Annotated in this window: 7 protein-coding genes and 1 pseudogene; 5 read left to right on the forward strand and 3 right to left on the reverse strand. The window is 60.4% G+C overall.

All coding sequences use genetic code 11. The features are described from left to right. Positions 1 to 8: 8 nt before the first annotated feature. Positions 9 to 2,006 carry a cytochrome o ubiquinol oxidase subunit I gene (cyoB, locus tag AC56QX_RS34630; protein WP_497113012.1) on the reverse strand — a complete coding sequence of 666 codons (1,998 nt, stop codon included), beginning with the start codon at positions 2,004 to 2,006 and terminating at the stop codon, positions 9 to 11. A gap of 10 nt (positions 2,007 to 2,016) precedes the next feature. Further along, complete coding sequence (gene cyoA / locus AC56QX_RS34635) at positions 2,017 to 3,198, reverse strand: ubiquinol oxidase subunit II (protein WP_497113013.1); 1,182 nt, start codon at positions 3,196 to 3,198, stop codon at positions 2,017 to 2,019. A gap of 214 nt (positions 3,199 to 3,412) precedes the next feature. Between cyoA and AC56QX_RS34640 the strand changes: the two genes are divergently transcribed. Next, complete coding sequence (locus tag AC56QX_RS34640; protein WP_497113014.1) at positions 3,413 to 4,735, forward strand: MFS transporter; 1,323 nt, start codon at positions 3,413 to 3,415, stop codon at positions 4,733 to 4,735. A gap of 16 nt (positions 4,736 to 4,751) precedes the next feature. On the opposite strand, the pseudogene AC56QX_RS34645 reads toward AC56QX_RS34640, so the two are convergent. Next, positions 4,752 to 4,838 (reverse strand): annotated as a pseudogene (locus AC56QX_RS34645) (zinc-binding dehydrogenase); the annotation flags it as partial. Between the two features lie 86 nt (positions 4,839 to 4,924). Between AC56QX_RS34645 and AC56QX_RS34650 the strand changes: the two are divergent. From AC56QX_RS34650 to gspD, 4 genes are all read left to right on the forward strand, one after another. Next, positions 4,925 to 5,110, forward strand: coding sequence for a hypothetical protein (locus tag AC56QX_RS34650; protein ID WP_497113015.1), 186 nt, complete (start codon positions 4,925 to 4,927; stop codon positions 5,108 to 5,110). Positions 5,111 to 5,543: 433 nt separating this feature from the next. Further along, positions 5,544 to 11,921: an RHS repeat-associated core domain-containing protein gene (locus AC56QX_RS34655; RefSeq protein ID WP_497113016.1), complete on the forward strand. Its 6,378-nt coding sequence runs from the start codon at positions 5,544 to 5,546 to the stop codon at positions 11,919 to 11,921. After that, the gene (locus AC56QX_RS34660) at positions 11,914 to 12,729 is read left to right on the forward strand and encodes a hypothetical protein (protein WP_497113017.1); all 816 of its coding nucleotides are present in this window, start codon (positions 11,914 to 11,916) and stop codon (positions 12,727 to 12,729) included. The genes AC56QX_RS34655 and AC56QX_RS34660 overlap by 8 nt, the downstream gene beginning before the upstream one ends. Before the next feature lie 286 nt (positions 12,730 to 13,015). After that, positions 13,016 to 15,145, forward strand: a complete 2,130-nt coding sequence (gene gspD / locus AC56QX_RS34665) for a type II secretion system secretin GspD (protein ID WP_497113018.1) — start codon at positions 13,016 to 13,018, stop codon at positions 15,143 to 15,145. The last annotated feature ends 1 nt before the right edge of the window (position 15,146 follow it).

Here is a 15,146-nt window from a genome sequence, read left to right on the forward strand (position 1 = left end):
CTCAAACCCTAGCCCTGGGCGGCGAGGAGCGTCGTCCTCGCCTCCTCCGTCTGCGTGACCTCGGCAGCCGGAATATGGAAATCGCGGTGATAGTTGAAGGTGTGGCCGATCGCCGTGGCGATGAGACAGACGAAGCTCAGCGCCGCCAGCCACCAGATGTACCAGATCAGGCCGAAGCCGAGCGCCACACTGAAGGCCGCCAGGATGACGCCGGTGCCGGTGTTGCTGGGCATATGGATCGGCTTGAAGCCCGAGAGCGGCCTGATGTAGCCGGCCTTCTTCATGTCCCACCAGGCGTCGTTGTCGCGCACGACCGGCGTGAAGGCGAAGTTGTAGGCGGGCGGCGGCGAAGAGGTCGACCATTCGAGCGTGCGGCCGTCCCAGGGATCGCCGGTCGGATCGGTCAGAGCCTCGCGCTTGCGGATGGAAACGAAGATCTGGACCAGGAAGGCGGCGATACCGCAGGCGATCAGCACCGCGCCGAAGGCGGCGATGACGAACCAGATTTGCAGCGAAGGATCATCGAAGACGCGCATGCGGCGGGTCACGCCCATCAGGCCGAGGATGTAGAGCGGCATGAAGGCGAACCAGAAGCCGACCACCCAGCACCAGAACGACACCTTGCCCCAGAACGGATCGAGCTTGAAGCCAAAGGCCTTGGGCCACCAGTAGGCAATGCCGGCAAACAGGCCGAACAGCACGCCGCCGATGATGACGTTGTGGAAGTGGGCGATCAGGAACAGGCTGTTGTGCAGCACGAAATCCGCCGGCGGCACGGCAAGCAGCACGCCGGTCATGCCGCCGACGGTGAAGGTGAGCATGAAGGCCATCGTCCACATCATCGGCAGTTCGAAACGGATGCGGCCGCGATACATCGTGAACAGCCAGTTGAAGATCTTCGCTCCGGTCGGGATCGAGATGATCATCGTGGTGATGCCGAAGAAGGAATTGACGCTGGCACCGGAGCCCATGGTGAAGAAATGGTGCAGCCAGACGAGGTACGACAGGATGGTGATGACCACCGTGGCGTAGACCATCGAGGTGTAGCCGAACAGGCGCTTGCCGGAGAAGGTCGAGGTGACTTCGGAAAAGACGCCGAACAGCGGCAGGATGAGGATGTAGACTTCCGGGTGACCCCATATCCAGATGAGGTTCACATACATCATCGGGTTGCCGCCGAAGTCGTTGGTGAAGAAGTTGGTGCCGACATAGCGGTCGAGCGCCAGCAGCGAGAGCACCGCCGTCAGCACCGGGAAGGACGCCACGATCAGCACGTTGGTGCAGAGCGACGTCCAGGTGAAGACAGGCATGCGCATCATCGTCATGCCGGGCGCGCGCATCTTGATGATCGTACAGATCAGGTTGATGCCCGACAGCGTCGTGCCGACGCCCGCCACCTGCAGTGCCCAGATGTAGTAGTCGACGCCGACGTCGGGACTGTAGCCGATACCGGAGAGCGGCGGATAGGCGAGCCAGCCGGTGCGGGCGAATTCGCCGACGAACAGCGATGCCATGACCAGGATGGCGCCGCCGACCGTCATCCAGAAGCTGAAATTGTTGAGGAAGGGGAAGGAGACGTCGCGCGCGCCGATTTGCAGCGGCACGACGAAATTCATCAGCCCGGTGACGAAGGGCATTGCCACGAAGAAGATCATGATCACGCCGTGCGCCGTGAAGATCTGGTCGTAGTGATGCGAATTGAGGTAGCCCTCGGAACCGTTGAAGGCGATGGCCTGCTGCAGGCGCATCATGATGGCGTCCGAGAAGCCACGCAACAGCATGACCAGGCCAAGCACCATGTACATGATGCCGATCTTCTTATGGTCGACGCTGGTGAACCACTCGCGCCACAGATAGGTCCAGAGCTTGAAATAGGTGATGACGCCGAGAAGAGCGATGCCGCCGAGCGCCACCGCGACAAAGGTGGCGACGACGATTGGCTCATGCAGCGGCAGCGAGTCCAAGGTGAGACGGCCGAAGATGAATTTGGTCAAAGAGTCGGGCATCGGCTGTCTCTCACAATTCTTGCCGCAGCAGGCCGAGCGGCGGCGTATTCGCCTCGGCGCGACGGCTCTCGGTCCCGGGCCTGAGCAGCCCCGCCCCGCGCAGCGGGGAAAGATTCCTGGCCGGCCAGTCCGTCGGCGTGGCATCGCTGGCCGCGCGCGCCGCCGCAGCCGCCTCCTCCGCCGTGCAGATGCTGGCGACATAGGACGGTTCGTTGCCGAACACCGCGCCGCGCCGGGCGAGCTTGTCGTATTGCAGCGGCAGCGTGTTGCGCACACCCGCAAGGCCGAGGCCACCCTTGGCGTCGATCGACATCATCTCGCTCATGCACATCTTGCCGCGCTCGACGCACAGATTGAGGATGGCGCCATAGAGGTCGGGATCGACGGAGGCATAGTGGCGGACCGGTTCGTTCTCGCTCGGCTTTTCGAGGTCGAGATAGGTCTCGCGGTTGAGCGCCGCCGACGCGGTCCTGGTCTGTGCGACCCACTGGTCGAAGGCCTGCTCGGACAGGCCGTGGAAGGCGAAGCGCATCCCGGAAAAGCCGGCGCCACTGTAATTGGCCGAAAAGCCGACATAGGTGCCCGGCCGGTTGATGACGGCGTGCAGCTTGGTCTCCATCGCCGGCATCGCATAGATCTGCCCGGCAAGAGCTGGAATGTAGAAGGAATTCATCACCGCCGACGAGGTGATGCGGAAGTCGATCGGCTGGTTGACCGGCGCGGCCAGTTCGTTGACGGAGGCGATGCCATAGTCGGGATAGATGAAGAGCCATTTCCAGTCGAGCGCCACGACTTCGACCCGCAGCGACTTGTGCAGCTCCGTGACCGGCTGGCCCGGCTCGATGCGGTCGATCCGGCGGTAGGGGTCGAGCAAATGCGTGCCGAGCCAGGTCAAGGCGCCAAGGCATATGATGATCAGCAGAGGGGCTGCCCAGATCACCAGTTCCAGTTTGGTCGAATGATCCCAGTCCGGTGCATAGGTCGCCGAGGCGTTGGATTGCCGGTAGCGCCAAGCGAAAAAGACAGTCAGCGCCATGACCGGCACGATGATGACGAGCATCAGCAGGGTCGAGACGACGAGCAGGTCGCGCTGCTGGGCCGCGACATCGCCGGCGGGCGCCAGCACGACCAGATCGCAGCCGCTCAACAGCCCGGCCAGGGGAAACAGAAGCAAGGCTCCAAATCGTTTCATCAAACGCTGCCCTCGATGGACCGCGGCAACCGTTCATGTTGCAGTGCGGTATCGATCAAGGGCTACTGCTCGCGGCGGCGCGGCAACATTGGACAATTTGTCCAATGCCCAGCCGGCATGGCTTTGGAGCAGTGTGCAGTGCACAATGGAACCCTTGGGGAATCCCCAGAATTGGGTCCCGGACACTTCATTCCACGCGGTGGCGACGGATAAGATGGCTCAGACTTCGATTGCCGAAACGAACAGCGAGCTGATCGGCTCGCATCATGGCCAGGTCAGCGCGGGCGATATAGCGGTCGGCGTGATCGTCGGCAGGACGTCGGAATTCTTCGACTTCTTCGTCTATGCGATTGCGTCCGTCATCGTGTTTCCCAAGCTCATATTTCCGACGCATGATCCGCTTGCGGGAACGCTCTATTCCTTTTCCATCTTCGCGCTGGCCTTCGTCGCGCGCCCGTTCGGCTCCGTGCTGTTCATGGCCATCGATCGCGCCTATGGCCGCGGGGCGAAACTGACCATCGCGCTGTTCCTGCTCGGCACCTCGACCGTCGCCATCGCGTTTCTGCCGGCCTATGGCGACATCGGTGCGGTCGCGATCTGGCTTTTGGCGCTTGCCCGCATCGGACAAGGCCTGGCGCTCGGCGGAACATGGGACGGACTGCCCTCGCTGCTGGCGCTAAATGCACCTGCGAATCGGCGCGGCTTCTATGCCATGATCCCGCAATTGGGCGCGCCGATCGGCCTCATCGTGGCCAGCGCTCTCTTCGCCTTCTTCGTCGCCAATCTGTCGGCCGACGACTTCCTTACCTGGGGCTGGCGCTATCCCTTCTTCGTCGCCTTCGCGATCAACGTCGTGGCCCTGTTCGCCAGGCTGCGCATTGTCGTCACGCCCGAATTCTCCAAACTGTACGAGAGCGGTGACCTGCAGCCGACGCGCATACGGGACACGATCAGGGCCGAGGGCCACAACGTCGTCGTCGGCGCCTTCGCGCCGCTGGCGAGTTTCGCCCTGTTCCACATGGTGACGGTGTTTCCGCTCTCCTGGGTGTTCCTGTTCACCAATGAGGGGCCGGCACGCTTCCTGGCGATCGAGGCGGTGAGCGCGCTGTTCGGCATTGCGGCCATCGTTGCATCGGGTCCGCTGGCCGATCGCGTCGGACGCCGTGCGTTGCTCGGCGGTTCGGCGATCGCCATCGCCACTTTCAGCGGCTTTGCCCCGCAACTTCTGGATGGCGGCACCATCGGCGAAGCGCTGTTCATGGTGCTGGGCTTCATCCTGCTGGGGCTGAGCTTCGGGCAATCGTCGGGCGTCGTCGCCTCGAGCTTTTCCCGGCAGCATCGCTATACCGGCTCGGCGATCACCTCGGATCTGGCGTGGATGTTCGGCGCCGGCTTCGCGCCGCTTGCAGCCCTGCTTTTGGCCGGCAATTTCGGCCTCATCGCCGCCGGCGCCTATCTGCTGTCGGGTGCGGCCTGCACATTGCTCGCCCTTTGGATCGACGGGCGCCGCCCGGCCGCGGACCGCCAACCAGACTGACTTTCGCCCGACGCAATTATTGCGCGACCCGCACGATGAGCTTGCCGAAGTTCTTGCCGTCGAGAAGACCGAGGAAAGCCTGCGGCGCGTTCTCCAGGCCCTCGTCGAGCGTGGCTACGCCTTCCTGTCGCATCGCAACTCGATGCCCGGCGCATTTGCCTCAAACTCACCGCCAGGAGCGAGCGTCTGGTGACGGCGGTGCGTCAGACCAAATGGCGGATTTTCGCCGGGTCACTGGCGCAATGGGATGAACAGGAATCGGTGACGTTCGCTCTCCTATTGGAACGCTTCGCGGGTTGGGCCACCGACGAAGATGGCATGAGCAGGGCGGCCGATGCCGTCAAGCAGATGATGGACGAGACGGAACCGGGCTAGGCCTGCCGGGCTGCCCGGACTGCAGCCGTAGCTCGTACGAACCAATGAAGCGCCAACAAGACGCTGCGGCGGCCGCGCGATTTGCCGGTGGCGCATATGACCGCGCAAGGCGTGCTCTTTGGCTCGCGCATGGATTATTTCCGGCGCGCGAGAGATAGGCCAGCTGACGGGTCGTCCGTGCTCGGCCCTCGGCCGATGACAAGTGCAGTGCCCGACACCATGAAATTCTCCGCCACGTTCTACCCCCACGCTGCAGAGCGATGGGTTGCATTATGCGAAAAGATGCTTGACCCGACTAACATTCGCCGAGCTTGCGCAGCTTTCTGTTCTCCCTCCGAAAAATAAGTCTGTGGATATTCGCTTTGTGACGGGAGCGTGTCGTATCCATCAAATGAAAGGTGAGTATCGATAAGCAACTTGGCTCGGGGGACTCATGAAACGTTTGCTTGTTGGCGTGGCAGTGCTTGTCGCAAATGTCGTTGGCGGGGATATTTCTGCCCTCTCTTATATTAGCCGAAATGCAGGAATAGTAGCATTTGCGCAGGAGAGTCAGGACTCTGCTACAGGAAACTCTGCTGCCGGCTACGGCAATGGCGGGACGGCGCTGGGAGCAGGCGGGCAGGCTGCGGGCAGACCGTCGGGCTCTTCGTCGGCGCAGTCAGCCGGAGATGGTTCATCAGCGACCGGCAGCCCGGATGCGGCGGCCAAGGTCGGCGCCAAACCGGCCGATGCCAAAGCTGCCGACGGCACCAGCGCCAGGGATGGCACCAAAGGCGCCGACACCAAGACGACCGCGACGAAGGCAACCGGCAAGCCGGCCAAGACCACCGATACCGAGGCCGCGCCCGCGGAGCCGGCGGCGCAGGCAATGGCGGCCGCTGCCACGACCACAGACAGCAGCGATCCCGAGGCGGTCGGCACGCCGAAGGTGGATTTGCCCAAGGCAGCAGGCAACGGCAATCTCGGCTATGCCATCGGCATCGACGTGCCGGCCTTCCACGGCATCGAGCCGCAGATCGCGCTGAATTACAATTCCTCGCGCAAGACCAAGACCGGCGGCCTCTACCAAGGCTGGCTCGGCTATGCCTGGGGGCTCGACGGTTTTGATGTCATCGAGCGAGCCACGCCCGGCTATGGCATGCCGGCCTATGATGCCAATGACATCTATCTGCTCGACAGCCAGGCGATGGTCGCCTGTGTTGCCGGCATGGTCTCCCCGTCATGCGCGACCGGCGGCACGCATGCGACGGAGAATGAGAGCTATCGCCGCATTGCGTTGAACAGCACCACCAATGAATGGAAAGTGACGGACCGCGATGGCACCGTCTCGACCTTCCGCTCGGTGGCGGCGGTTGCCAGCATCTCCCCGACCCTTCCAGATGGGCATGGCGGGACTCTTCCCAATCCGGCTTATGATCTTGCCTATAGCTACCGCTGGCTCTTAACCTCGGTCACCGATACCAACGGCAACACGGTCAGCTACAGCTATACCTGCCCGGCAAGCCCGGTCTGTTATCCCGACAGCGTCAGCTACAACGGCACTGTGGTAAAATTCTATCTGGAGACCCGTCCGGACATGATCCTGATGGGTAACGGCCGCGACATCTCCGAGACCAGCCAACGCATCAAGACGATTGGTGTCACCGTCAGCGGCTCACTGCGTAGCGCCTACAAACTGACCTACGACCAGGCGCCGTTCTCCAACGCCTCGCGGCTGACGCAGGTCACGCGTTACGGCACCGATGCAGCCATCGCCGCCGACGGCACCGTCACCGGGGGTACGTCCAAGGTCGTCGGCCAAATGACCTACCAGAACGCAGACTGGAATTACACTACAGTCAATACGCCGCTCTACGAGCATCCAGCAGCGAATGGCAATCTGAGCTACGCGAATCCAAAAGATCCCATCGATCTTAACTTCGACGGCAGAGATGAATTGTGCTGTCGGTATTCAGAGACGACGACTACTACTACTAATGGTGGGGGTGGATCGAGTGGAGACCATACGCAATATACAACAAAGACATCACAGAATTATAAGAGAATAATCAAGTTTGGCGTCGATGGGGCGCCGTCCGATGTAAAGACACTGTTTGCCGACACGACGACCACCACGACGACAAATAATGACAGCATTCCTGGATCGACGAGCCCCAATGGTTTGACCGCGCTTGATCCCGGACGCTTTCTGACAACCAAGAATGCATTGGATTTTGCTCAGTACCAGCATTCCAAGACAAGCTTTTGTCATAGCACACAGAATGGTGAAGTCTGCACCTACCAGTATTCGGCGACGCCTTCTCTGGTGCTGACAGACGCCAATCTGGCGATGACAACGGCGTCTTGCAGCCCGACTCCCGCCGGATACGAGTCCGTATGCAGCAGCCTTCCTAACTACAGCAACGTGTCTACGGCTCCCACCACCTCGCCATTTGCGGCCGATACGAATGGCGACGGAATTGACACCGTGGAGAAACGCGCCACGTCCCCCGATACGAGCATGGGCATCGGGGACTTTCTCGGCAATGGCAAGCAGCAACCATTGTTCATCGTGAGCACTACGCTCAAGAAGGGCGTGCTTTCGAGCGGCAAATGGCAAGCGGGTGGAACCGCTTTCAACATCAATTGCCAGTTCGACACACTCTCGAATCCCGGCTCCTGCGTCTTCGCCGACTTCAATGGTGATGGCGCGACCGACGTTGCCAGATACAGGTCAAGCGCCGACGAGATCACGCTGTATCTGTCGACCGGCGTTGGCTTCAAAAGCTTCACCGCCTCGGCCGGTATTCTTGGCGGCAAGGCGATTTTGGAAGATTTCGACAATGACGGGAAAACGGATGTTTTTACCCTGAGCGACAATGTGGTTGTTCGGCCGGGCGAAACACGTTTGATCAAGGTTTATTCCCTTCAGCCTTCCTCATCCACGGCTTACGCCGTGGTCAATCTCCCGCGACCGGCATCGATACCAGCAGTCGGAGACGTAATCGGCGATTTCAACGGCGATGGCCTGGCGGACTTCACCACCTACACCAGCATGATCGTCTCCAACGCCGGGACGGGCAACCCGAATCTGGTTCGTTCCATCACCACCGAACTCGGCGGGACGGTCGCGGCCGAGTATGCGCCGTCGTCGACCTGGACGAACAATTACCTGCCGCAGGTGGTGCATGCGGTGACGAAGCTTTCGGTGAGCGACGGCCGCGGCCAGACGGCGGTGAGCACGTATCAGTACTCCGGCGGCAAATACGATCCGGCAGCACGCAAGTTTTTGGGCTTTGCCTCGATCGTCGAGACCAGGCCGCTGGCCAATGGCGAGACGGTGCCCTCGACGGTGACGACCACCTATCGGCAGGACCTGGCAAGCTACGGCCTGCCATCGCTGACGGTGTGGAAGGATGGCACTGGGGCCGTGCACAAGCAGGTGGCCGAGACTTATGCGGTCAACAAGGCAAGCAAGCCATATACGGTGCAGAACACGGCGACCGACACGACGCTGACCGAGACCGACACGGGACTGACCACCAACATCTCGCTGGCCACTCGGGTCGTGCGCACTTTCGACGCCTACAACAACGTCACCGTCCAGGACGACTACGGCCGCACCGACGTCAGCGGCGACGAGGTGCGAACGGCTCGATTGTTCGCGCCCAACACCGCAGCCTATATCGTGTCACTGCCGCGCGCCGAGACAACGCAAGCCGTTTTCGATGGGTCATTCCCGTACATTGGCTGGATCTCGAACTACTACGACAACAACCACGCCGATAACACGACCCCGCCGACCAAGGGCAATCTCACCTTGCGAGTGAGCTTCAACGACATCTATTCGAGCCCGCAGAAAACCACTTTCCAGTATTTTGCCTATGACGCCTACGGCAACAAGATCTCGGCCACCAACGGCCTCGGCCACAAGACCGAGTGGGATTACGACGCCACCTATCACCTCTATCCCATAACCGAGCGGGCGCCGCGCTATTTTGCCACCGGCGGCCAGACTGCCGACACGCGCTTTGTCTCGGCCGCCACCTACAATCCCGTCTGCGGCCTGCCGGCGACCAAGACCGACTTCAACGGCCTGGTGAAGACATTTGCCTACGATGCCTTCTGCCGGCCTTACCAGGTCTCGCAGAGCGTGACCGGCGCCTATGCCAAGACGCGCTTCGAGAACGAAGGCAATCCGGCAACCCAGGCGCTGGTGAAATATACGCCATTGCCCAATGGCGCCGGCGAGGATTTTACCCGCTCCTATTATGATGGGCTTGGCCGCGTCTATCGGGTCGAAACCCCCGGCGAGACAACGGCCGGTGCCCACCGCATTGCCGACACCGACTACGATCCGCGCGGCAATGTGCTGCGCACGGCCTTCCCACGCTTTGTCGGCGACACCGCGCAGTGGACCACCAACTCCTATGATTGGTCAGACCGGCTGGTGAAGACGGTCAATCCGGATGCCAGCCAACGGACCTACAATCACGTTCTCGATCCCGGCACCGTCGGCGTAAACCCGGTCTTCTCCGGCGTGCTCATGCAGGACGAACTCGGCCACAGGACATCCATCTACAATTGGGTGCATGGCGACCCTGTGGTCGTCATCCGCGATGCCACCGGCCTCTTTTTGCGAGAGATCCGCAACTACGACCGGTTGGGACGCTTGATCGGCGTCACCGACCCCGGCGGCTCCAACTGGTCCTACACCTATGACATGCTCGGCAACCGGCTGTCGGCGACCGATCCCGATCTCGGCATCTGGACCTATGTCTACGATGCCGCCAACCGGCTGATCAGCCAGACCGATGCCAGGGGCACTGTCACCAATCTCAGCTATGACCAGATGGACCGGCTGACGCTGAAGACGGCGACGGCCTCGGGCGGCAGCCCGCTTGTTCTGACGCAGAACACCTATGATGAGGCAGCGGCCGGCTCCTACAACATCGGCCAGCTGACGACGTCGCAGAATGCTGCTGCCACGCAGAGCTACAAGTATGACGGCTTTGGCAAGGTGGCTCGTCAGGATGCCACCATCGGCACGCTCACCCACACCACGACGAGCCTGCGCGATGCCTCGGGGCAAACACTGGCGACGCAATATCTGCCGGTGCAGCTCGACTTCGGCACCTCTGCCGCACCGCTGCAATACACCGCCGGCAACAGGCTTGCCTCGGCACCCGGCTTCATCACCTCGACGCTCTATGAGGCCGATGGCCAGACCAGGGAGATCACCTACGCCAATGGCGTGAAGACGTCCTTCACCTACTCGCCGACACGGCGCTGGGTGACGCGCATCACCACGACCCTTGGTGCCGCCACATTGTTGGACCGCCAATACACGCGCGACAACCTTGGCCGTATCACCAACATTGTCGGGGCCTCCGCGCCCGACAGCTGGAATTATGTCTATGACAATGCCGACCGGCTGATCTCGGCGGACAATCTCGGTGACAACACACTCGACGAAACCTTCGTCTATGCCGCCAACGACAACATGCTCTCGCGCACGCGTGTCGCCGGCACCTATGTCTATCCCTCGGCGAGTGCCGCGCGTCCGCATGCACCGGTCAGCGTCGGCGCCAATGCGATGGCCTATGACGCCAATGGCAATCTCACATCAGACGGCAGCCGCACGCTCGCCTGGGACGAGGCCAACCGGCTGAAGACGGTCAGCCTTGCCTCCAACACCGTCAACCTCGCCTATGGACCGGACGGAGCGCGGGCGAAGAAATCCTCGAGCTTCGCGACGACGCTCTATCCCGACGCCAATGTCGAAATCAATCCGGCGACGCCGGGCGCGGAGATCTACACACGCTATCCGCATCCCGACATCAAGGTGGTCGGCACGACCAAATACTTCCTGCACCGCGAGCATCTGGCCTCGGTGCGCCTGGTCACCGACATGTCGGGTGCCGTCGTCGAAGGCACCACCTACGCCACCTATGGCGAGAGCCTCAACACCGGCTTCCAGACACAAAAGGGCTATATCGGCGAGCGCTTCGATGCCGAGACCGGACTACTGTATCTCAATGCACGGTATATGGATCCGGTGTTGGGGCGGTTCATCTCACCGGATGATTGGAATCCGACCCTGCCGGGGGTTGGCACCAATCGATATGCCTATGCGCACAACGATCCGGTTAACAAGGCTGACAACAATGGGCACGACGATGACACCCCAGGAATTGGCCACAATAGCAATCCTATGGATATCGACCACGACGGACTAATCGATGGTGTTAACGATCCCCATCCTCACTTTGATGACCGACAAATCTTCTCAGTCAATCCGATGCTCCAAAACCCAGGGTTGGCGGCAGCCCTCGCAATTGGCACGATCAATGAAGCTGCCAAAACGCAAAAGGAGGCTCTTACCGAGAAACAACCTGATCCCAGTTGGGCTAGCAAAATTGAGGGATGGGGGCAGCAAACTGGAAAAGATAGTTGGCACGCTGACGCCAGCTACAAAAAGGCGGTAGAGTACGCCAAGGACCCGAACGTCGCATCGGTTAGTCTGAATCGAAGCATTGACGCCGCATTGGGAACCAATACCATATCTAAACAGAGACCCGACATCACGGTTACCTACAAAGACGGTATGACCGTCCACATTTGCGAGTGCGTTTCGTCAAGCCAAACAGCAAAGGGACAAGCTGCCAAAAACGCTTTGAACGCGGAGAAACTTGACGCCGCTGGCTATAAGGCGTCTACCGATACAGTGTCGCGAGGCGGTAGCAACGACCCAACTGGGGGAAAAGCTACAGGAGAAGCCCCTACGAAGGGGTTCTTCGGCGGACTATTCGGAGGTTTATTTGGTGGATAAGTCGAGCGAATATGAACGGTATACAGAAAAAAACATGGTGCGCTCCTTGGTTATGTATGATTGGATCAAGGATTTAGATATAATCGAATCGAAAGACTTACTTGATCAAATAATTGAAGAAATCGGTCGCGCACCAGACGTCGCCACTGTCATAAATGGCCCAAACGGGAAAGATTATCAATATCTTGATTTTTTAAAACGTGACGTCATAAAAAAGAAAGATTGGATGTCTCTAGGATATCTATGGAAACGTAGCGATCTTGTGCTTTCAGATTTTGCGATTGAACTTGGTGTTTCTCCCAGGAAATTCAAATGCCTTGAGATACACATTGACCACTTAGCTGTAAACAATATCGATGAAAAGATTGCGAAGGTAGTTGCTCTCATAGCTGCCAGCATCGAGCCGATCTATGGCATCGGGTATGACATGCCTTACTATTGGGGACCAAGAGCATTTGCCCAAGGAAGTTCGTCCTCGCGTTATGCTACGTCTGACAAATCGATTTATGGACCACCGGAGAGAATGCGTGAACAGTCATTTGCGTTTGGTCCGACATTTCGAGCCGCCCCGCCGAAACGAGGTTTAGATACCTGTTTTCGTGATATATTCGAAATTAATTTCATTTCCAAAGGGCATCTAGCTATCAGGATTAACGATGTTAGCCTGGAAAGATTCATTATTGAAAATAGACTTGGCAGCTTGAAACAGCTGACACCGGTCACCTGGGTCTGGGGTATGCCTTCCTCGGACATCCCAAGAGTTAGGAAAATCATGATCGATGCGGGGCTTACGATTGTGAAGGAATAGAATTACGGTGACAGTGCTGGACTGCACCCCGAGGGTGAGACCCGGCAATTTCTGTGATACTTTTGCACGCCGCCTAAGCGGCCAAGGTCACGCCACCTTTGTAGCCCAAAGCAGTGCCAAACGAGATCGCGCTCCTGTGCTGGAGCGCAAGCGTCCTCCATAGATCTCCGAACCGCACACACCCTCCCCCACCCACCTACCCTGTGGATAGACCCCAAACACAGCCATCATTCCCGACATCGGCTTGCAAGAAGCCCTAGAGTAAAAGCCTAGGGGAATCGGGTGGATGTCGAGCAAGCCTAGTCATTGCGTCGTGTTGTGCACGCTGCTGGCTGTTGCCGGCTGCACGTCTTCGCCGGGCAAGGATTTTTTCACCGAGACCATCGACAGCCTGCATGCCAAGAACTCGCCGCTGCGGGCGGGCTATAGCGGGCCTGCCACCATCACCTCGGCGGCGGGCGCGGCACAGCGCTTCAACGGCGCGCAGTATCAGGGCTCGGGCCAGTTCGTGTCGTCGGGCGCGCCCGTCACCAAGGTGACGAGCGACGGCGCCGGCAAGTTCGAGCTCAATCTGGTCAATGCGCCGATCGCCGACGCGGCCAAGGCGGTGCTGGGCGATGCGCTGCACCTCAACTACATCGTCGACCCGCGCGTGCAAGGCACGGTGACGCTGCAGACCTCGCAGCCGGTGTCGCAGGATGCGCTGGTCGACATCCTGCAATCGGCGCTGGCGGTGAACGCCGCCGGCATCACCAGCCGCGGCGGCACCTACCAGATCGTGCCGCTGTCGGAGATCATGGCCTCGACGCCGCCGGTCAGCGTGCCGTCGACCTCGCCGTCCGGCCCCGGCGTCAAGGTGCAGGTGCTGCAGCTGCAATTCATCGCCGCCGACGAGATGAAGACCATTCTCGAGCCGATCACCCGCCAGGGCTCGGTGCTGCGCGTCGATCCCACCCGCAACATCATCACCGTCGCCGGCAGCGACAGCGACCTCAACGCGATCCGGGAAGCGGTTTCGGTGTTCGATGTCGACTGGATGCGCGGCATGTCGGTGGCGCTGCATCCGTTGAAGACCTCCAAGCCGGAAGCGGTTGCCGCCGAGCTCGATTCGATCTTCGGCACCAAGGACGGGCCTGGCGCCAAGCTCATCCAGTTCATCCCCAATGACCGGCTGAATTCGGTGCTGGTGATCACCTCGCGCCCGGCCTATCTGGCGCGCGCCGCGACCTGGATCAACAAGCTCGACAAGCTGGCCGAGACCAATGAGAACCAGCTTTTCGTCTACCAGATCCAGAACCGTCCGGCCAAGGAACTGGCCGCGGTGCTGACATCGGTTCTCGGCACCACGGTGAAGACCGAAGGCGAATCGGGCGGCACGAACGTGTCACCCAACCAGACGCCGATCGCCATGCAATCGGATGGGGTCACGCCGGCGCCGTTGACCGGCCCCTCGCCTTCCATGCCCGAAATGCAGGACGGACAGCCGCCCGCGCACGCCACGGTCGTCGCCGATGTCGAGAACAATGCCTTGCTGATCCAGACCACGGCGCGCGACTATGAGCGGATCGAGCAGATCCTGTCCAAGGTCGACGTGCTGCCGACGCAAGTCATGCTGGAAGCGGTCATCGCCGAGGTTACGCTCAACGACGATCTGAAATACGGCCTGCGCTGGTTCTTCGAGAATGGCGGCACCAAGATCTCGCTGTCGGACGTGGCAAAGGGCGCCGCCGCGGCCGCCTTGCCCGGCTTCAGCTGGAGCTACGCAACGGACAACATCCAGGTGACGCTGAACGCGCTGTCCAGCATCACCGACGTCAATGTCATCTCGGCGCCGACCATCATGGCGCTGAACAACCAGAAGGCGATCTTGCAGGTCGGCGACCAGGTGCCGATCGCCACCCAGCAACAGCAGGACACGACGAACGGCAACGCGCCGATCATCAACTCGATCCAGATGAAGGATACCGGCGTCATCCTGACGGTGACGCCACGCATCAATGCTGCCGGCAGGGTCATGCTCGATATCGAGCAGGAGGTCAGCAATGTGACAAAGACGACCAGTTCTGGCATCGATTCGCCGACCATCCAGCAGCGCAAGATCCAGACGCGGGTGCTGGTGAATGACGGCGAAAGCCTGGCGCTGGGCGGCCTGATCCAGCAGCGCAACAATGTCGACCGCACCCAGATGCCGATCCTTGGCGATATCCCGATTATCGGCAATGCGTTCAAGCAGAAGGACGACAGTATCGGCCGCACCGAACTGATCATCTTCATCCGCCCCCATGTCGTGCGTGATATCAATGAAGCGCGCGAGGTGACGGACGAATTCCGCGGCAAGATCAGCCTGCAGACGCCGATCCAGAAGCGGCGCGGCGGCACCAAGCTGCAGCAGGATCTGAAGAGGCTGGCGTATTGAC

Source organism: Mesorhizobium sp. RCAM 06353 (assembly GCF_059683585.1).

Coding starts and splice junctions, on each gene's coding strand:
- gspD (WP_497113018.1), top strand. CDS start 13,016: ATGTCGAGCAAGCCTAGTCATTGCGTCGTGTTGTGCACGCTGCTGGCT.
- cyoB (WP_497113012.1), bottom strand. CDS start 2,006: ATGCCCGACTCTTTGACCAAATTCATCTTCGGCCGTCTCACCTTGGAC.
- cyoA (WP_497113013.1), bottom strand. CDS start 3,198: ATGAAACGATTTGGAGCCTTGCTTCTGTTTCCCCTGGCCGGGCTGTTG.
- AC56QX_RS34655 (WP_497113016.1), top strand. CDS start 5,544: ATGAAACGTTTGCTTGTTGGCGTGGCAGTGCTTGTCGCAAATGTCGTT.
- AC56QX_RS34640 (WP_497113014.1), top strand. CDS start 3,413: ATGGCTCAGACTTCGATTGCCGAAACGAACAGCGAGCTGATCGGCTCG.